This window comes from Streptomyces sp. NPDC006193, assembly GCF_040613915.1.
In the GTDB taxonomy this organism is placed as follows: domain Bacteria; phylum Actinomycetota; class Actinomycetes; order Streptomycetales; family Streptomycetaceae; genus Streptomyces.
Genome location: NZ_JBEXTB010000001.1, coordinates 175,659 through 194,451, shown reverse-complemented (window position 1 = coordinate 194,451; position 18,793 = coordinate 175,659). Strand labels below are relative to the sequence as shown.

Annotated in this window: 14 protein-coding genes; 10 read left to right on the top strand and 4 right to left on the bottom strand. The window is 76.2% G+C overall.

Annotation, left to right across the window (positions count from 1 at the left end; genetic code table 11):
* Positions 1–107: 107 nt before the first annotated feature.
* Positions 108–1,457 carry an FAD-binding protein gene (locus ABZ261_RS00810; RefSeq protein ID WP_356854405.1) on the bottom strand — a complete coding sequence of 450 codons (1,350 nt, stop codon included), beginning with the start codon at positions 1,455–1,457 and terminating at the stop codon, positions 108–110.
* A gap of 106 nt (positions 1,458–1,563) precedes the next feature.
* Here ABZ261_RS00810 and ABZ261_RS00805 point away from each other — a divergent pair, with 106 nt between their 5' ends.
* The 8 genes from ABZ261_RS00805 to ABZ261_RS00770 all read left to right on the top strand — a co-directional run bounded on the left by ABZ261_RS00805 (position 1,564) and on the right by ABZ261_RS00770 (position 12,906).
* Positions 1,564–2,574, top strand: a complete 1,011-nt coding sequence (locus ABZ261_RS00805; protein ID WP_356854404.1) for a hydroxyacid dehydrogenase — start codon at positions 1,564–1,566, stop codon at positions 2,572–2,574.
* Positions 2,575–2,712: 138 nt separating this feature from the next.
* Entirely contained in the window at positions 2,713–4,056 is a 1,344-nt protein-coding gene (locus ABZ261_RS00800; protein WP_356854403.1) for a radical SAM protein, read from the top strand.
* Between the two features lie 690 nt (positions 4,057–4,746).
* The gene (rsgA, locus tag ABZ261_RS00795) at positions 4,747–5,841 is read left to right on the top strand and encodes a ribosome small subunit-dependent GTPase A (protein WP_356854402.1); all 1,095 of its coding nucleotides are present in this window, start codon (positions 4,747–4,749) and stop codon (positions 5,839–5,841) included.
* A gap of 223 nt (positions 5,842–6,064) precedes the next feature.
* Positions 6,065–7,459 (top strand): AlkA N-terminal domain-containing protein, encoded by a 1,395-nt coding sequence (locus tag ABZ261_RS00790; RefSeq protein WP_356854582.1) that lies wholly within the window; start codon positions 6,065–6,067, stop codon positions 7,457–7,459.
* Positions 7,456–7,947 carry a methylated-DNA--[protein]-cysteine S-methyltransferase gene (locus tag ABZ261_RS00785; RefSeq protein ID WP_356854401.1) on the top strand — a complete coding sequence of 164 codons (492 nt, stop codon included), beginning with the start codon at positions 7,456–7,458 and terminating at the stop codon, positions 7,945–7,947. Before ABZ261_RS00790 ends, ABZ261_RS00785 begins: the two co-directional genes overlap by 4 nt.
* 346 nt (positions 7,948–8,293) lie before the next feature.
* Positions 8,294–9,475: a GDSL-type esterase/lipase family protein gene (locus tag ABZ261_RS00780; protein WP_356854400.1), complete on the top strand. Its 1,182-nt coding sequence runs from the start codon at positions 8,294–8,296 to the stop codon at positions 9,473–9,475.
* A gap of 149 nt (positions 9,476–9,624) precedes the next feature.
* A complete protein-coding gene (locus tag ABZ261_RS00775; protein ID WP_356854399.1) occupies positions 9,625–11,094 on the top strand; it encodes a protein phosphatase 2C domain-containing protein in 1,470 nt (489 codons plus the stop codon).
* A gap of 69 nt (positions 11,095–11,163) precedes the next feature.
* Positions 11,164–12,906 (top strand): pyruvate dehydrogenase, encoded by a 1,743-nt coding sequence (locus tag ABZ261_RS00770; RefSeq protein ID WP_356854398.1) that lies wholly within the window; start codon positions 11,164–11,166, stop codon positions 12,904–12,906.
* Positions 12,907–12,931: 25 nt separating this feature from the next.
* Here ABZ261_RS00770 and ABZ261_RS00765 read toward each other — a convergent pair whose 3' ends face one another.
* Positions 12,932–14,428, bottom strand: a complete 1,497-nt coding sequence (locus tag ABZ261_RS00765) for a helix-turn-helix transcriptional regulator (RefSeq protein WP_356854397.1) — start codon at positions 14,426–14,428, stop codon at positions 12,932–12,934.
* 568 nt (positions 14,429–14,996) lie between these two features.
* Here ABZ261_RS00765 and ABZ261_RS00760 point away from each other — a divergent pair.
* Positions 14,997–15,452, top strand: coding sequence for an ATP-binding protein (locus tag ABZ261_RS00760; RefSeq protein WP_356854396.1), 456 nt, complete (start codon positions 14,997–14,999; stop codon positions 15,450–15,452).
* 134 nt (positions 15,453–15,586) lie between these two features.
* Here ABZ261_RS00760 and ABZ261_RS00755 read toward each other — a convergent pair whose 3' ends face one another.
* Both ABZ261_RS00755 and ABZ261_RS00750 read right to left on the bottom strand, forming a co-directional pair.
* Entirely contained in the window at positions 15,587–16,627 is a 1,041-nt protein-coding gene (locus ABZ261_RS00755) for a DUF2637 domain-containing protein (RefSeq protein ID WP_356854395.1), read from the bottom strand.
* 315 nt (positions 16,628–16,942) lie between these two features.
* Complete coding sequence (locus ABZ261_RS00750) at positions 16,943–17,800, bottom strand: (2Fe-2S)-binding protein (protein ID WP_356854394.1); 858 nt, start codon at positions 17,798–17,800, stop codon at positions 16,943–16,945.
* Positions 17,801–17,973: 173 nt separating this feature from the next.
* Between ABZ261_RS00750 and ABZ261_RS00745 the strand changes: the two genes are divergently transcribed.
* A complete protein-coding gene (locus ABZ261_RS00745) occupies positions 17,974–18,756 on the top strand; it encodes a GntR family transcriptional regulator (protein ID WP_356854393.1) in 783 nt (260 codons plus the stop codon).
* The last annotated feature ends 37 nt before the right edge of the window (positions 18,757–18,793 follow it).

The window sequence follows — 18,793 nt, the reverse complement described above, 5'->3', positions numbered from 1 at the left end:
GCTCAGCCCTCGCGGCCGGTCCGTGCGACCCCCGGCGGCACGCTAGGGGCTGGCGGGTCCTTCCACAAGGGCACGTCGGGGCGTCGGCCCGCCGGAGGCGCGGGTGCTCAGGAGCCGAACAGGTCCCGCAGGAAGTCGTTGGTGAAGACGCCGGCCGGGTCCAGGGAGCGGGCCAGGGCGTGGAAGTCGGCGAGGCGGGCGTACCGCCGGCGGAGGACCGCCGACGGCATCGCGCACACCTTCCCCCAGTGCGGACGCGGATCGAACACGTCGAGCACCTCCTCCAGCCGGCGCACCACCGGCAGCACCGCCGCCGCGTCCTTCACCCACGTGAAGTGCAGCGCGACCGAGTCCCGGCCGTGGGCGGGGCTGAGCCACTGCGGGTCGGCGGCGACCGTGCGCACCTCGCAGACCTGGAGCACACCGGCGACCGTCTCCCGGATGCCGTCGACCGCGTGCAGCGCGTCGAGCGCCGCCGACCGCGGCAGCAGGTACTCCGACTGGATCTCCTCCCCGCTGCTCGGCATGAACTCCGCCCGGAAGTGCGGCAGCCGCTCGTGCCACGGTCCCGGCACGCCCAGCTGCTCGGTGCAGTTCACCGCGGGCATCCCCGGCACCGGATGCAGCGGCCCCGCCGCGGGCGCCGCCCACGGGAAGTCCACCGCCGGCCGGTCCGTGCGCCGCTTGACCCACACCTGCCGGAAGCCCGGCTCCCGCCAGTCGGTGAACAGGCTCACGCTGTAGCCGGCGGCCGCCACCGCCGGGAAGTCCAGCCCGTCCAGCGGCAGCCCGGTGTACACCCGCTGCTCCACCTGGTACGCCGGCTCCAGGGCGAGGGTGAGCGCGGTGACGGCGCCCAGCGCGCCGAGCGAGGTCACGGCGCCGTCGAACCGCGGGTCGTCCCGGCCGACGGTCACGGTCGTGCCGTCCGCGACGATCAGCTCGACCTCCCTGACCGCCGAGGCCAGCGGCCCGTTGCCGACGCCCGAGCCGTGGGTGCCGGTCGCCACGGAACCGGCCACCGAGATGTGCGGCAGGGACGCCAGGTTGGGCAGGGCGAGGCCGTGCGCGTGCACCGCGCGGGCCAGTTCCGCGTAGCGGACCCCGCCCGACACCCGGACCGTGCGCGCGGCCGTGTCCACCTCCGTCTCCGGCGGCAGCCCGGCCGTGGACACCAGGACGCCGTCGGGGCCGGGGTCGGCTATCCGGTTGAACGAGTGCCCGCTGCCCAGCACCCGCACCCGCGCACTGCCCGCCACCAGCGCCGCCAGCTCCTCCCGTGTGCGCGGACGGTGGAACTCCCGCGCCGAGTAGGTCACGGTGCGCGCCCAGTTGGTCCACGCGCCCGCGTCCCCGGCGCCCCCCACGGCCCCCGTCCCGGCGGTGTCCTCGGCCCCCGTCGCCCCTGCCGCCCCCGTCGTGCCCGTCGTGCCCGTCGTCCTCGCGGTCCCGATCATCCGTCGCGTCCCTCCCGATGCGGTGCGTGTGCGCCGACCCTCTCACCCGCCGCCTACCGTAGGAACGGTCACCGTCCCGTGCGCCGCCGAGCGGAAGGTCACGTCCTTGCCCGAGCGTCCCCGAGCACTGTTCGCCATGACGGCCCGCAACGTGCCGCACGTCTTCCCGCCGGAACTGCTCGCCCGGCTGCGCGCCTGCCTGGACATCGACCCCGCCGTGGTGGCGCACGACCTCACCGACCCCCGGATGCGGGACGCCCTCGCCCGCACCGAGGTCCTCATCACCGGCTGGGGATGCCCCCGGCTGGACGCGGCCGCCCTGGACGCCGCGCCGGAGCTGCGCGCCGTGCTGCACGCGGCCGGCTCGGTCAAGGGGTTCGTCACCGACGAGGTCTGGCGGCGGGGCATCGTCGTCTCCTCGGCGGCCGAGGCCAACGCCCGGCCCGTGGCCGAGTACACGCTCGCGGTGATCCTCCTCGCCGGCAAGGACGCCTTCGCCGCCCGTGATCTGCTGCGCGCCCGGCGCGCCGCCCACCCCTACGGCGAGATCGTCCCCGGCATCGGCAACCACGGCCGCCGCGTCGGCGTCGTCGGAGCCTCCCGCGTCGGCCGCCGCCTGATCGAACTGCTTCGCCCCCACGACCTCGCGGTCACCCTCGCCGACCCGTACGTGGACGCGCCGGAGGCCGCCCGCCTCGGCGTCCCGCTGCTGCCGCTGGACGAGCTGCTGCGCACCTCCGACACCGTCACCCTGCACGCCCCCCTGACCGCTGCGACCCGCCGCCTGATCGGCGCCCGCGAACTCGCCCTGATGCCGGCCGGGTCGGTCCTCGTCAACACCGCCCGCGGCGCCCTGGTCGACCACGAGGCGCTCGTCGCGGAACTGCGCGCCGGGCGCCTCGGCGCCGTCCTGGACGTCACCGACCCCGAACCGCTGCCCGCCGACTCACCGCTCTACGACCTGCCGAACGCCTTCGTCACCCCGCACCTGGCCGGCTCCCAGGGCAACGAGGTGGCCCGGCTGGGCCTCACGGTCGTGCAGGAGGCCGAGCGGCTGTCCCGCGGCGACGGCCTCCTGCACGCCGTCGACCCGGCGACGCTGGAGCGGGCGGCCTGAGCGCGGCCCGCCGGGACCGGGGGCCCGGAGCCAACGCCGAGAAGGAGGCCGCCGCGCTCGCGGGGACCCGGCACGGGCGGGCCGGAGGCGGGGGCATACGGTGGGGGGCGTACGCCTGAGCCGGGAGGAGACGGACGCATGGGCAGTCGCACCGCACTGGTCGAGGATCTGATGGAGCGGTTCCCGCACGTGCCGCGGGAAGCCGTCTTCAAGGAGGACCTGCTCCGGGGCGGAGTCGCCTTCGACGCGTCCGCTCTCAGCGACAACGAGGACGGGGACGTCAAGCCCAAGTCGTACTTCATCTTCTCCTTCGACCACGGCACGCTGCCCGAACTGGGCGAGGCCGCGCTGCGCCGGCCCCCGGAGGAGATCATCCTGACGGGCGGTCCGTACGACCTGAGGCGGACGGTCGTCTCCGTGCGGGTGAACCCCGCCTCCCCGTACCGGGTCGCCGCCGACGACGAGGGACTGCTCGGCCTGTACCTGGACGGCCGGCGCATCGCGGACGTCGGCGTGCCGCCGATGCCGGAGTACTACCGGCACACCCTGTCCAACGGGAAGTCGGTGATGGAGGTCGCCCCCACCATCCAGTGGGGTTATCTGATCTACCTGACGGTCTTCCGGGTCTGCCAGTACTTCGGCGCCAAGGAGGAGTGCCAGTACTGCGACATCAACCACAACTGGCGCCAGCACAAGGCCGCCGGCCGGCCGTACACCGGCGTCAAGGACGTCGAGGAGGTCCTCGAGGCGCTGGAGATCATCGACCGGTACGACACCCAGAAGGCGTCCACCGCCTACACCCTCACCGGCGGTGCGATCACCAAGACGGTCGCCGGGCGGGACGAGGCCGACTTCTACGGCCACTACGCCAAGGCCATCGAGGAGCGCTTCCCGGGCCGCTGGATCGGCAAGGTCGTGGCGCAGGCGCTGCCCAAGCCCGACGTGCAGCGGTTCAAGGACTACGGCGTGCAGATCTACCACCCGAACTTCGAGGTGTGGGACCGGCGGCTGTTCGAGCTGTACTGCCCGGGCAAGGAGCGGTACGTCGGCCGGGACGAATGGCACCGGCGCATCCTGGACTCCGCCGAGGTGTTCGGCGCCCGCAACGTGATCCCCAACTTCGTGGCGGGCGTGGAGATGGCCGAGCCGTTCGGCTTCACCACCGTCGACGAGGCCATCGCCTCCACCACCGAGGGCCTGCGCTTCTTCATGTCGCACGGCATCACCCCCCGCTTCACCACCTGGTGCCCGGAGCCCACCACCCCGCTCGGCAAGGCCAACCCGCAGGGCGCGCCGCTCGAGTACCACATCCGGCTGCTGCAGGCCTACCGGCAGACGATGGAGGACTTCGGCCTGTCCTCCCCGCCCGGCTACGGCCCGCCCGGACCCGGCCGCGCGGTGTTCTCCGTCAGCTCCTTCATGGACAGCCTGCCCGCGGACGAACCGGCCCACCGGCCGGGGGAGGCGCCGGCGGGGGTGTGACCCGGCACGGGGCCCGATGGTGAGCCGAACGCCGCCCGCGCCCGTACCTCCGCCCGCCGCCCGGCCCTGCCGCCACCTCCGCCGCCCCCCGGACGCCCGCCTGCCGGGTCGCCTACCCAGCGGCCCGGCCAGCGGCCCGACGGCTTCCCAGGCCGCCGTCGCCGTCACCACCGGCCGGCCCTTCACCGGCCGTCCCCTCACCGGCCGGCGGGTGTCCTGGACCGTCCGCGACGGCCGGCGGGCCGGCCGGATGCGGGACGCCACCGTCACCAGGACGGCTCCCGCGTCACCGCCACCGCCGCCGGCCACAACAGGACCGTCACCGCGCACGGCAGGCTGTCCTTGCCTGTCCTTCGTGTCCATCGGCTCCAGGAGGGGCGCGAACCGGGCGCCGCGGGCCTTCCCCCTCGACGGCACGCCGTGCGCGACGGGTCGAGAACCCCGAACGCCGGAGCCGGACGGGCGGAAAATGCCGTGACGCACCTCCCCGGCCGTGGGCTACAGTGAGCGGGCACGCCGCGGCGGCGTGCGCACGCGCGAGCGAGGACGAGGAGGTGCCGACCGATGGCTGTCACCGCGCCGGGCTCTGCCCCGACCCAGGAACTCCTCAAGTCCACCTCCGTGGCCGCCGGCTGAACCGACCGCGCACCGAACGCGCCTGCCCGGGGCCACCCTTGTGAAGGGTCTCCCTTGACTTCCATCCCCGCTGCGATCCCCGCCCTCGCCCGCTACGGCTGGGACCGGGCCTGGGCCGACGCGTTCGCCCCGTACGCGGCCGACGGACTGCTGCCCGGCCGGGTCGTCCGGGTCGACCGCGGCCAGTGCGACGTCGTCACCGCGGACGGCACCGTCCGCGCCGACACCGCCTTCGTCACCCCGCACGACCCGATGCGGGTCGTGTGCACCGGCGACTGGGTCGCCGTCGACCCCGACGGCTCCCCCCGCTACGTCCGCGCGTACCTGCCGCGCCGCACCGCGTTCGTCCGCTCCACCTCCTCCAAGCGGTCCGAGGGGCAGATCCTCGCCGCCAACGTCGACCGCGCCGTCGTCGCCGTGTCCCTCGCGGCCGAACTCGACCTCGGCCGGATCGAACGCTTCCTCGCCCTCGCCTGGGAGTCCGGCGCCCAGCCCGTCGTCGTCCTCACCAAGGCGGACGTCGTGCCGGACCCGGTCACCCTCGCCCACCTCGTGCAGGACGTGGAGACCAGCGCGCCCGGCGTGCCGGTGCTCAGCGTCAGCGCCCTGCACGGCGACGGACTCGACACCCTCCTCGCGCTCGTCGGCTCCGGCACGACCGTGCTGCTCGGCCAGTCCGGCGCGGGCAAGTCCACCCTCGCCAACGCGCTCGCCGGGGCCGACGTCATGGACGTGCGGGCCGCCCGGGACGTCGACGGCAAGGGCCGGCACACCACGACCACCCGCAACCTGCTCGCCCTGCCCTCCGGCGGGGTGCTCATGGACACACCGGGACTGCGGGGCGTCGGCATGTACGACGCCGGGAACGGCGTGGGGCAGGTGTTCGCCGAGATCGAGGAACTGGCCGGGCGGTGCCGGTTCCACGACTGCGCCCACGAGAGCGAACCGGGCTGCGCGGTGCGTGCCGCCGTGGCGGACGGCGAGCTCCCGGAACGGCGACTGGAGAGCTACCGCAAGCTGGTGCGGGAGAACCAGTGGATCGTGACCAAGTCGGACGCCCGCCTCCGCGCCGAGATGAAGAACGAGTGGAAGCGGAAGCAGGCGGAGGGAAAGGCGGCCGGAGCGGCCAAACGGGGACACCGCCCCTGAGAAGGACCCCGCGCCGACGCCTGCCCGTCCCGGGCCCCTGCCCAGGACGGGCCCGCCGACGCCCCTCCCGGCGTCCGCGGACTGCCCGGCGGCGGTCCGGCGCCCCTTCCGGCCCCGGCGTCCGGGGCCGCGTGCCCGGCGGCACGGCTGCCCGGGGCGGGAGAACGTGACGTCCGATTTCCGCTGGCCCGGCCCTCGGCCCCGGCCCACACTGGGACGCGTGATGGACGATGACAGCAGGTACGAGGCGGTGCGCAGCCGGGACGGACGGTTCGACGGGGTGTTCTTCTTCGCCGTCGAGACCACCGGCATCTACTGCCGGCCCAGCTGCCCGGCGGTCACGCCGAAGCGCCGCAACGTGCGGTTCTTCCCGACCGCCGCCGCCGCGCAGGGCTCCGGCTTCCGGGCCTGCCGGCGATGCCGCCCGGACGCCGTGCCGGGCTCGGCGGAGTGGAACGTCCGCGCGGACGTCGTCGGCCGGGCCATGCGCCTGATCGCCGACGGCGTCGTGGACCGCGAGGGCGTCGCCGGACTCGCCGCCCGGCTCGGCTACAGCGCCCGGCAGGTGCAGCGGCAGCTCACCGCCGAGCTGGGCGCCGGACCCGTGGCGCTCGCCCGGGCCCAGCGGGCGCACACCGCACGGATGCTGCTGCAGACCACCGGCATGCCCGTCACCGAGATCGCGTTCGCGTCCGGGTTCGCCAGCGTGCGGCAGTTCAACGACACCGTCCGCGAGGTGTACGGCGCGACGCCGACCGAGGTGCGCGCCGCCGCACCCCGCGGCCGGGGCGCCCGCCGGGCCGCACCCGGCGCGGGCATCCCGCTGCGTCTCGCCCACCGGGGCCCGTACCAGGCCGCCGCCGTCTTCGACCAGCTGGCACGGGAGGCCGTGCCGGGCGTCGAGGAGGTGGCCGGCGCCCCGGGCGCCCGCACCTACCGTCGGAGCCTGCGGCTGCCGTACGGCACCGGGATCGTCGCCGTCCACGAACGCACCCGGGCGCCGAGGGCCGGGACCGGCACCCGTCCCGGCGGCTGGCTCGACGCCCGGCTCCACCTCACCGACCCGCGGGACCTCACCACCGCCGTGCAGCGGCTGCGGCGGCTGTTCGACCTGGACGCCGACCCGTACGCCGTCGACGAGCGGCTCGGCGCCGACCCGCGCCTGGCCCCCCTGGTCGCCGCCCGGCCCGGGCTGCGCTCGCCGGGCGCCGTGGACCCGCTGGAACCGGCGGTCCGCGCTCTGGCCGGGGTGCACGGCGCCGCGGAACTGGTGCGCCGGTACGGCAAGGCGCTCGACGCGCCCTGCGGCAGCCTCACCCACCTGTTCCCGGAGCCCGCCGTCCTCGCCGAGGCCGAGCCCGGCGGCCCGCTGGGCGCTCTCGCCGCCGCGCTCGCCGACGGCGCCCTGCGGCTGGACCCGGGCGCCGACCGGGACGACGCCGAGGAAGCCCTGCTCGCCCTGCCGGGCATGGACCCGGCCACCGTCGCCGTGCTGCGCGTCCGCGCTCTCGGGGATCCCGACGTGGCCCCGCCCGGCGCCGACGTCCCCGGCGGCTGGCGGCCGTGGCGGTCCTACGGGGTGCAGCACCTGTGCGTGGCGAAGGAGTCGGGCCGATGACCACCGTGTACATGACCGAGCTGGACTCTCCCGTCGGCCGGCTGCTGCTCACCGCCGACCCGGACGGCGCGCTCACCTCGCTGTCCGTGCCCGGCCAGAAGGGCGGCCGGACGGTCCAGGACGACTGGCTGCGCGACCCGGGGCCGTTCCGCGCCGCCGCGGAACAGCTCGACGCCTACTTCGCCGGTGAACTGAAGGAGTTCCGCCTGCCGTTGCGCGCCCACGGCACCGCGTTCCGGCAGCGGGTGTGGGCGGCCCTGGACGCGGTGCCGTACGGCGCCACGGCCACCTACGGGGAGATCGCCGCGCGGATCGGCGCGCCCCGGGCGGCGGTGCGCGCCGTCGGCGGGGCGATCGGCGCCAACCCGCTGCTGATCCTGCGTCCCTGTCACCGGGTCATCGGCGCGAACGGTTCGATGACCGGGTACGCGGGCGGAGTCGACCGCAAGGTCCGGCTGCTCACCCTGGAAGGCGTCCTGCGGCCGTAGGCGTCCCGCGGCCGGCCGGACACGCCGTCGGCGGTGCTCCGGCGGCGTCCGCGCATCCGCTCGCCGGACCGGCGCGCCCCTGCCCATGAGCCGCTCCCGTCCCTCGGACAGCGGCGGTCGGGGCGTGTCCCCGCCCGCCCGAGCACCCGCGACCGCACGGGCGACGACGCAGCGGCAGGTCCGGCGGCCCGGCCGGCGCACAGCCCCGCGCCCGGCACCGTGCCCGGCACCGCGCCGGGGCCGCCGCCTACGCCGAGCGGGTGGACCGGTGCGGACGCTGCGCCGCCGCGCGCCGGCCGTGTGGCACGGTCGGCTCCGACGGGCCACGGGGAAGGGCGGGCGCAGCATGGGCAAGGGCGTACGGGGTCTGACGGTCCTCCTCACGGCCGTGCTGCCGCCCCTGGCGGCCCCGGCCGTCGCCGAACCAATCGGCCTGCCCTGGACCGGCAGCTGGGAGGCGGCCCCCTCCGGCACCGCCGCCGCGCTGCCCGGCGCCGCCGTCCGCAACGTCGTGCACCTCAGCCTGGGCGGCGTCGCCGTCCGCGTCCGGCTCAGCAACCGGCTCGGCACCCGGCCGCTGCGCCTGGGCGCGGTCACCGTCGCGGTGCGCCGGGCGGCCGGCCCCGACGCCGTGCCCGGCATACTGCGCACCGCCACCTTCCACGGCGACCGGGAGATCACCGTCCCGCCCGGCGCGGACACGGTGACCGACCCGGTGGCGCTGCCCGTCCGGGCCGGCGCGGACCTGCTCGTGACCGTCCACACCCCGGACGACTCCGGGCCCGCGACCCACCACCGCACCGCCCTGCAGACCAGCTATGTGGCCCCGGCCGGCGCGGGCCGGGCCGCCGACGAGGACGGCGGCGCGTACACCGCGACCACGAGCCGCTGGTACTACGTCACCGGCGTCGACGTCCGGGGGGCCGCAGCCGGCAGCGTCGTCGCGCTCGGGGACTCGCTCACCGACGGCACCGGCTCCACCCCTGACACCAACCGCCGCTGGCCCGACCGGCTCGCCCGGCGGCTGCGCGGCCACCGGCTCGGCGTCCTCAACGCGGGCATCGCCGGCAACCGCCTGCTGCGCGACGGCACCGGCCCCAGCGCCCTCGCCCGCCTGGACGCCGACGCCCTGGACCGGGCGCGGGTGCGGGCCCTGGTCGTCCTCGAGGGCATCAACGACATCACGGGCGTCCCGCAGGCGCACGACACCGCCGCCTACGCGGAGGCCTACCGCGCCCTGGTCGCCCGCGCCCACGCCCGCGGCATCCGGGTCGTCGGCGTGACCCTCACACCGTACGGCGGTCACCCGGCCTGGACCGCCGCCCGGGAGGCCGTACGGCAGCGGGTGAACGCCTTCATCCGCGGCGGCGGCGCGTTCGACGCGGTCGCCGACGCCGACGCGGCCGTCCGGGACCCGGCCGATCCGGTGCGGCTCCTGCCCGGCTACGACCCGGGAGACCACCTGCACTTCAACGACCGGGGCATGGCCGCCGTGGCCGAGACGGTCCGCCGCGCCCTGATCCGCTGACCCCCTCCGGGCAGCGCGCCGGCGGTCAAGGGCCAGGTGCCGTACGGCTGTTCACCCGCTCACGCGACACGCCGTCCGGCGGGGACGGGTGCACGGCAATTTCCCGATGCCCCGTTTCCCCGGCGCCCGTGCGGTGGACAATCAAGGGCATGAGCCAGCAGGGGGGAAGGCCCGCCCGTCCGGAGGACGACTGGTGGGGACAGCTGTACGACGACTCCACCCAGGACACGGGTCCCGCGGCGGCGCACGATTCCCTGGACGACCGCTTCGCCTCGGCGAGGAACGCGGTGGCGGGACGCCCGGCGCCGCCGGCGCGGACGCCGTCCGGGCAGGACGACGGCGCCGACGGCGCCGGCCGGGGGAGCCCGGCGCCACGGCCGCCGGCGCCCGCACCGACGTCGGCGCCCCCGCCGGCGCCGCCGTGGTCACCGGCCGCCGCCGAGCCGCAGGCGTCCGCGGGCGCGGCGGTGCCGGCACAGCGCACCGCGCCCACCGAGCCCCCGCCGCCCGCCGGACCGGGACCGCGCACCGCCCCGCCGAAGACCGCACCACCCGTCCCCGACACCCCGGCGGCGCCGCCGGGCGCCGCCGGGCCGCCCCCGGTCGGCGGGCCCTCCGCCGCGGCGTCCGTCCCCGCGGCCGTCGACCACGTCGGCTCCGGACCCCCCGCCTACGACCCGGAGCCCACCGCGCTTCCGCTCGCCGCCCCGGACGCGCTCGACGAGCTGGTCCCGGACACCGTGCTGGACGGCGCCCGGTACGGGGCGTGCACGCTGCGGGCCGTGTCGCTGCGCGGGGACATGAGCCGCCACCGCGGCGAGCCGCGCCGGGACGCGCTGCTCACCGCGCGGTTCGGCGCGGGCGAGCAGGCGCTGGTCCTGGTCGCGATGGCCACCGGCTCGCGGGCCACCCCGGCCGCGCACCTGGCGGCGGCCGAGGCGTGCCGGTGGATCGGGCGGGCCGTGGGCCGCAGCCACCAGCGGCTCGTGGAGGACATCCGCGCGGCCCGGCGCGGCGACCTCAAGTCCGGTCTGCACCGGCTGACCGACCGCAGCCTCGGCAGACTGCGCGCGAGCGCCGCCGAACGGGGCGCCGACCCCGAGGACCACGCGGCGGGCCTGCGCTGTCTGCTGCTGCCCGCCGACCCCGACTGCCGTACCCGCGTGTTCTTCGGCGTCGGCGACGGCGGCCTGTTCCGGCTGCGCGACGGCGCCTGGCAGGACATCGAGCCGCGCGTGCCGCCCGGCGGCGCCGGCGGCGCGCCCGTCGCCGGCTTCGGCTCACCGCCGGAGCGGACGCCCGAGGGCGACCGGCTGACGATGGACCTCGGCATCCCGACCCCGCCGAGCCCGTTCGAGCCCGCCCCGCCCCCGGACCCCGGACCGCCCCGCGAGCCGTTCCGCTTCCGGGCCTCGGTGGCCCGTCCGGGTGATGCGCTGGTGATGTGCACCGCGGGCCTGGCCGGCCCGCTGCGCGGCGAACCCGCCCTCTGCGCCCACCTGGCCCGCCGCTGGTCCGGCCGCACCCCGCCCGGGCTGGACGCGTTCCTCGCCGACGCCCAGGTGCGGGTGAAGGGCCACGCCGACGACCGTACGGCGGCGGTCGTGTGGGAGGCGTGACCCGCGGCTCCCGGGGACGCCGGATCGGCGGGCGCGTATCCCGGGACGGCGAAGGGGCACACGGAAGCCATGGCCAAACAGAACGTCGCCGAGCAGTTCGTCGACATCCTCGTCCGTGCCGGAGTGCGCCGCCTCTACGGCGTCGTCGGGGACAGCCTCAACCCGGTCGTGGACGCCGTCCGCCGCAACACCGCCATCGACTGGGTCCACGTGCGCCACGAGGAGACCGCCGCCTTCGCGGCCGGCGCCGAGGCGCAGATCACCGGGAAGCTCGCCGCCTGCGCCGGCTCCTGCGGTCCCGGCAACCTGCACCTGATCAACGGTCTGTACGACGCCCACCGCTCCATGGCGCCCGTCCTGGCCCTCGCCTCGCACATCCCGTCGAGCGAGATCGGCCTCGGCTACTTCCAGGAGACCCACCCGGACCGGCTGTTCCAGGAGTGCAGCCACTACAACGAGCTGATCTCCAGCCCGAAGCAGATGCCCCGGCTGCTGCAGACCGCCATCCAGCACGCGGTCGGGCGCCGGGGCGTCAGCGTGGTGTCCCTGCCCGGTGACATCGCCGCCGAACCGGCCCCCGAGAAGGCGCCGCAGAGCGCGCTCGTCACCTCCCGGCCCACCGTGCGGCCCGGTGACGCCGAGATCGACGCGCTCGTGGAGATGATCGACGCGGCCGACAGGGTCACCCTGTTCTGCGGCAGCGGCACGGCCGGCGCGCACGCCGAGGTGATGGAGTTCGCCGGGAAGATCAAGTCGCCCATCGGGCACGCCCTCAGAGGAAAGGAACACATCCAGTACGACAATCCTTTCGACGTCGGGATGAGCGGGCTCCTCGGCTACGGCGCCGCCTACGAGGCCACCCACGAGTGCGACCTGCTGATCCTGCTCGGCACCGACTTCCCCTACAACGCCTTCCTGCCCGACGACGTGCGCATCGCCCAGGTCGACGTGCGGCCCGAGGTGCTCGGCCGCCGCTCCCGGCTCGACCTCGCCGTGTGGGGGGACGTCCGGGAGACGCTGCGCTGCCTGATCCCGCGGGTGCGGGAGAAGACGGACCGGCGCTTCCTCGACAGGATGCTGCGCAAACACGCCGACGCGCTGGAGGGCGTGGTCAAGGCGTACACCCGGAAGGTGGACAGGCACGTACCGATCCATCCCGAGTACGTGGCCGCCGTCCTGGACGAACTCGCCGACGACGACGCCGTGTTCACGGTCGACACCGGCATGTGCAACGTCTGGGCGGCCCGTTACCTCTCGCCCAACGGCCGCCGCAGGATCATCGGTTCCTTCTCGCACGGGTCGATGGCGAACGCGTTGCCGATGGCGATCGGCGCCCAGTTCACCGACCGGAGCCGGCAGGTCGTCTCCATGTCCGGTGACGGCGGCTTCTCCATGCTGATGGGCGACTTCCTCACGCTCGTGCAGTACGACCTGCCGGTCAAGGTCGTGCTGTTCAACAACTCCAGTCTGGGCATGGTCGAGTTGGAGATGCTGGTCGCGGGACTGCCCTCGCACGGCACCGCCAACACCAACCCCGACTTCGCCGCCGTGGCCCGGGCGTGCGGCGCCCACGGGGTGCGGGTGGAGAAGCCCGAGCAGCTCGCCGGCGCGCTCAGGGACGCCTTCCGGCACGAGGGTCCGGCCCTCGTGGACATCGTCACCGACCCCAACGCCCTGTCCATCCCGCCGAAGATCAGCGCCGAGATGGTGACCGGGTTCGCCCTGTCCGCCTCCAAGATCGTCCTGGACGGCGGGGTGGGCCGGATGCTCCAGATGGCCCGCTCCAACCTGCGGAACGTGCCGCGGCCCTGATACCGGCGCCGTCCCCGGCCGGCGCTCAGCGCGTCAGCGGCATCCACCGGCGCCTGCCGCCGTCGGAGCCGTACCAGTAGTGCGGCAGGCCCCCGACGGCGCTGGTCCGGAAGGGCCGGCCGTGATCGTCGACGCGGACGGTCCCGGTGCGGCCCTGCGAGGACCAGTCCAGCTCCAGGTACCAGCGGCAGTCGCAGCCGTCGGTGCGGGCCTTGACCAGCAGTTGCTCCGGCTCCTTCGCGGAGACGCGGTAGGGCGGCGGGGCGGCGGGCTGCCGGACGCCCTGGGAGACGGCGGCGACGGGGCGCGCCACCGGGCGGTCCTTGTCCAGGTCGACGGCGAAGTGCCGGGGGCTCATGTCGCTGCCGCAGCCCTGCGCCATGGAGTAGACGTTGCCGTGCACCGGAGCGGCGCGCCCGACGACGCGTACCCGCACGCCCTCCACGACGACGGCGGTGCCGGAGCGGCCCTGCACCGAGATGCGCACCTGCGTCTCGTGCCCGTGCACCGCGCCCTGGGTCGCCGCCCAGGCGCCGGCGTCCTGCGGCGCGGGCGGCGGAGGCACGCGGTCCGGGTTCGCGGCGACGACGTAGTCGTGGTCGCAGCCCAGGTCCCAGACCTGCGAGTCGGCGGTCCACGTGAGCGGGACGGCGGCCGCACCGGCGGCGGTCGTACGGGCTGCGGGCGGGGGGCCGCCCGGCCGCTCGGGGGACGCCGGACGCCGGGCGCCCCCCGAGGAGGAGGGCGAGGAGGAGCCCGAGGAGGAGGGGGACGGCGAGCGTGTCGGACGGACCGGGGTGGCGCCCGGCGCTCCGGCCGGGGCCCGGTCCCCTGCGGCGCGGTCCCCTGCGGCGGCCGCCGGTGACGGGGTGCCGGAGTGGGCCGAGCCGGCCGAGTCGACGTACAGGTCCGCCGACACGGCCCCCAGCGCGACGGCCAGCGCCGTCACCGCACCGGCGACCGCGGCCCGCCGGTACCGGCGCCGCCGGCCCGGTCCGCCCCCGCCCGGCCCGGCGCCCGCCGGGTGCGCCTCGTCGGCGGCGGGGGCCCTCGTGCGCGCGTCCCCGGCGGCGGTGGCGGCCGGGTCCGTGGCCGGGGCGGCCGCGCCGGTGTCCGCGGGCGGGACGTGCGTGCGTCCGTCCGCGGCGGCCGGGGCCCCGGACGCCGCGTCCGCGGGCGGCGGACCGGCGGGGGCGCCGTCGGGGGCAGGGCGGGGGTGCGGGGGCGTCCCGGTCGGGTCGCCGTCCGGTGCCTCCGGCGTCCGGGGACGCTGCCGGGCCGCCAGGGCGCGGAGCCAGTGCCGGTGCAGGGCCAGCCGTTCCTCCGCGGTCGCCCCGCAGAACGCCGCGAGGCGCTCCACCGGCGCGAAGTCCTGCGGTACCGCCTCGCCCGCGCAGTAGCGGTGCAGGGTCGAGGTGTTCATGCCCACCCGCCGGGCCAGCGAGCCGTAACTGCGCCCCGTGCGGTCCTTCCACGCCCGCAGCAGCGCCGCGAACTCCGCCACCTCGTCCTCGGCCGACACCCGTACCCGTCCTCCGTGCTCGTCCCGGCCCGGGACACATGTCCCGGGCACTCCTGTACGTGCACGTGAAAAGGGGTGGCATGGTTCCAGGTCCGCCGATCGCCGCGGACGCTCCCCGGCGCCGCCGAGGCTCACCGGGCACCACCGGCCGCACCCACCGGAACGGGGAAGCACGCATGAACAGCATCCCCGGCACCGAACAGCACCCCCGGCACGCGCAGCACCGCCCGCACCCGTCGCCGTCGCCGTCACGGGAGTGGGTTTCGGCCAGTTTCACCGCCCGTGACGGTACGCCGACTCCGGGTGCCGGACGCGGCGGGGCGGCCGTCACGGGGCGTCAGTGGGGCCCAGGGGTGGTCCGGGAGCCCGTGGTACGGGGGCCGGCGGTGTCCCGGGCCGGGGACGCCGGCCCGCGGCGGTGGCCGAACCGCCGGTCATCGGGCGCCCCCCATGACTGGCCGTGGGTCCGCTGGGCAAGCATCCCCCGTGAACGTGTTCGACCAGGAGGGGCAGGGCCGACAGCGTGCGGGCGGGGGTCATGAAGAGGCAGGCGCGAGGGGGCGGTCCCGTGACCGTCGGGGCCTCCTCGGTGAAGACGGGGGACATCGCGGGGGAAGGGGCCGACACCATCGCGGAACACGCGCAGTGGCTCCGGCGCCGGCTGGACCGGGCCGACCTGGGGGCGGTGCCGGAGGCCCGCCGGGAACTGCGCGCACTGCTGCGGCACTGGGGCAAACCGGGCCGCTCGGAGATCGCCGAACTGCTCACCAGTGAACTCGTCACCAACGCACTCGTCCACACCGACGACGGCGCCGTCCTCACGGCCGTCGTGGAGCCCGCGGGACTGCGCGTGGAGGTACGGGACTTCGTCTCCCGCAGGCCCGAGGTGTGCGGACCGGACACGGACGACGACACCCACGGCCGGGGCCTGGTGCTGGTGCAGTCCCTCGCCGACGCCTGGGGGGTGCAGCCGCACGGGGTGGGGAAGTCGGTGTGGTTCGAGCTGGGTGCCGAGGCGGCCTGAGCCGGCCACGGCGACGGAAAGTCGGGGGAAGTCGGGGGAAGCCGGGGGAAAGGCGACGGGGCGGGGGCGTGACCCGTGCGGTCACGCCCCCGCCCCGTGGTGTCCGGCCTCCCGTGTCCCGGGTCACCGGACGCTCAGCCGAACTGCTGCTCCAGGTCCTTGAGCTTGCGCTCCAGGGAGTCCAGACGCGGCAGCGCCATGGTGTCGTCCTCCGCGGTGAGGTCGACCGTCACCGGCTCAGCCTCTTTGCGGACCGGCTGCAGGGAGGGCCGGGAGCGGACGGGCAGCTGCTCCGCGGTCGATATGGCAGGCTCCGCGGTCGCCGGCGCGGCCCCGCGCTCCACCGCCTGCACCTCGACCTGCCGGCCGCCCCGGCCGACGAAGCCGCGGTGGCCCCGGCTGATCGCCTTCAGCTGGGCCCGGTCCAGGCGCTGCTGGTCGCGCCGCCGCTGCCGGGCCTCCTCCTTCTGCCGCCTGTCCTCGCGGACCTCCTCGACCGCCTCGTCGAGGCTGCGCACGCCCTCCAGGAGCATCAGCGACCAGGCGCGGTACGTCTCGCGGGGCGCGCGCAGCCAGCGGACGATGCGGATCTGCGGCAGCGGACGCGGCACCAGGCCCTGCTCGCGCAGCGCGGCCCGGCGGGTCTGCTTCAGCGCCCGGTCGAACAGCACGGCCGCCGACAGCGACATGCCGGAGAAGAACTGCGGAGCGCCGTCGTGCCCCGCGCCCCGGGGTGCGTGCACCCAGTTGAACCAGGCCGCCGCCGCCGCGAACATCCACACCAGCAGCCGGGAGCCGAGGGCGGCGTCGCCGTGGCTGGCCTCGCGCACGGCGAGGACGGAGCAGAACATCGCCGCGCCGTCCAGGCCGAACGGCACCAGGTACTGCCAGCCGCCGGTCAGTCCCAGGTTCTGTTCGCCGAATCCGACGAGGCCGTGGAAGGACAGGGCGGCAGCGACCGCCGCGCAGCAGAACAGGAGCAGGTAGGAAGCCGTGCCGTAGACGGCCTCCTTGCGCCGCCGGCGCTCCTCGCTGCGCTCCCACGAGTCGTCCGCGCCCGCGTTCTGTCCGGAGGAGCGCTTGCCGCGCGCGAGCACCGCCACCGCCGCCAGCATGCCCAGGAGCAGCACGGCGCCCGGAAGCAGCCAGTTCAGCGATATGTCGGTCAGTCTCATCACGGGTCCCTTGCATGGGGATAGGGCGTAACGCCCGCCATAGTGGCCCACTCCCGACGGCCCTCAGGGGGTTTCGGGGCAAGAGGCCGCCAAGGAGGCGCAAGGGGATGCCCAGGACGGCGTTCTGCTCGAACTGCCGCGTGAGGGACGGGAGTTGAGTTCGAATAAGACTACCCGTACGGGTGGTTCCCCGGAAACTTCCTGCGCCAGGTGGGGGAGCGGTGAACTCCCCGCCCGGGAACCGGCCCGCGGGCGGGTGGTCCTCTGCGGACGATCCCAGGCGACCCGCGGCCGCGTTCCGCGCCTGAGGGACCCTCAGGCGGCAGCGGCGGCGGCAGCGGCGATCCGCCCGCTGTCGCAGGCGCGGGGGCAGGTGGCGCAGGTGTCCTCGGGGCGCACGGTGTAGAACATGCAGCAGCTCACCCGGTCCCGGGTGGGCGCCGGGGCGCCGTCGGAGCCGTCGGAGCCGTCGGCGCCGTCCGGGGACCGGAACCCGGCCGAACCGGCGTACGGCAGGGTCGCGCCCGGCAGCAGCAGCTCCAGCTCCCGTACGGCCCGCCGCTCCTCGTCCGGGCCGAGCAGCCCGGCGACGTACCACAGCCCCTCCACGACCTCGTCGGTGGCCATGCCCCACAGGGCCCGCCCGCGCCGCCGCATCCGCGGCCCGAAGGCGGAGAGCACCGGCTCCAGGTGCTCGGCGACCGCCGCGCGCACCTGCGCCCGCAGGGCCTCCTCGTCCGGCACGACGACGGCCCCGGGCAGCGCGGCGGCGGGATCGCCGGGCAGGCAGGCGAAGGAGTCCGGGCGGCGTACGGCCGCGCGGCCGGCGGTGCGGTCGTACCAGACGTGCGTCACGGGCAGCCGGGGCACGCGGCGGTGCCAGAACCACGGGGCGGTGACGAGCAGGCAGGCGGGCCAGGCGTAGCGGTGCAGGCCGAAGCTCGCGACGACGTCCGGGCGGGCCCTGCGGCCGTAGTCCCGCAGCACCTGGGCCTCGTCCCAGGCCAGGTAGGCGTCCAGCTCCGCGCCGGCCGCCGCCAGTGCGGCCGCGGCCACCCAGCCGCCGCCCCGGGGCGCCGGGTCGTCCGGGCCCAGCTCGGTCACGGCCAGCGCCGGGAAGGCCGCGGCGAGGCGGTCGTACGCGGCGGTGAACGGCGAGGCCGCAACGGGCATGGGGGCACCGACCCTTCGACACGTCCTTGATCCCGGACTGGTTCAACAGGTAAGGCTTACCTTACCCGCTCGGGCGGAGTTTGAAGAGCCGCCCCGTGCGCCTAAGGTGCTGGACGGGCCGGTGACAACCCGCCGTCAACGGCCCAAGTGCCGACAAGCCGCCAGGAGGACCCGTGAAGCAGGGCATGCAGGGCGCGGCGGCCCCGCGGGGCGCCGTCCGGGCGCCGGTGCGGCAGTGGACCGCCGGGGGCGGCGAGCCCGCCCGGGAGCGGAACCCCGCGGCGCCGGACGCGGCGCGGGGCGAGCACACCCGTGCCGAACACCCCGAGCCGGGGGCGCGGGCCGGGGTGCACCGCTCCTCGGTGCGCGGGCAGATCCTGGACGCGCTGCGCAGCGCGCTGGTCACCGGCGAGCTGCAGCCCGGCGAGGTCTACTCGGCGCCCGCGCTGGGCGAACGCTTCGGGGTCTCCGCGACGCCCGTACGGGAAGCCATGCAGCAGCTCGCGCTCGAGGGCGCCGTCGAGGTCGTCCCCAACCGGGGCTTCCGGGTCGTCCGGCGCGGGGAGCGGGAGCTGGCCGAGCTGGCCGAGGTGCGGGCGCTCATCGAGGTGCCGGTGATGCTGCGGCTGGCGCGCACGGTGCCGGCCGAGCGGTGGGCCGGGCTGCGGCCCCTCGCGGAGGAGACGGTGCGGGCGGCCGCGTCGGGATGCCCGGCCGCGTACGCGGAGGCCGACCGGGCCTTCCACCGGGCGCTGCTGGCCCTGTCCGGCAACGAGCAGCTGGTCCGGATCGCCGAGGACCTCCACCGCCGCTCGCAGTGGCCGCCGGTGCGGTACGGGCGGGGCCGGCCGGCGGCGGACGCCGCGGAGCACATGGCCCTGCTGGACGCGCTGGGCGCGGGAGACCTCGACGCGGTGCGGCGGATCGTCGCGGAGCACTTCGCGGACGCCGGCTGAACGGCGGCGCGACCGCGGGACCCACCGTGCTCCGGCC

Coding starts and splice junctions, on each gene's coding strand:
- ABZ261_RS00810 (WP_356854405.1), bottom strand. CDS start 1,457: ATGATCGGGACCGCGAGGACGACGGGCACGACGGGCACGACGGGGGCG.
- ABZ261_RS00800 (WP_356854403.1), top strand. CDS start 2,713: ATGGGCAGTCGCACCGCACTGGTCGAGGATCTGATGGAGCGGTTCCCG.
- ABZ261_RS00790 (WP_356854582.1), top strand. CDS start 6,065: ATGGACGATGACAGCAGGTACGAGGCGGTGCGCAGCCGGGACGGACGG.
- ABZ261_RS00785 (WP_356854401.1), top strand. CDS start 7,456: ATGACCACCGTGTACATGACCGAGCTGGACTCTCCCGTCGGCCGGCTG.
- ABZ261_RS00780 (WP_356854400.1), top strand. CDS start 8,294: ATGGGCAAGGGCGTACGGGGTCTGACGGTCCTCCTCACGGCCGTGCTG.
- ABZ261_RS00775 (WP_356854399.1), top strand. CDS start 9,625: ATGAGCCAGCAGGGGGGAAGGCCCGCCCGTCCGGAGGACGACTGGTGG.
- ABZ261_RS00770 (WP_356854398.1), top strand. CDS start 11,164: ATGGCCAAACAGAACGTCGCCGAGCAGTTCGTCGACATCCTCGTCCGT.
- ABZ261_RS00755 (WP_356854395.1), bottom strand. CDS start 16,627: ATGAGACTGACCGACATATCGCTGAACTGGCTGCTTCCGGGCGCCGTG.
- ABZ261_RS00750 (WP_356854394.1), bottom strand. CDS start 17,800: ATGCCCGTTGCGGCCTCGCCGTTCACCGCCGCGTACGACCGCCTCGCC.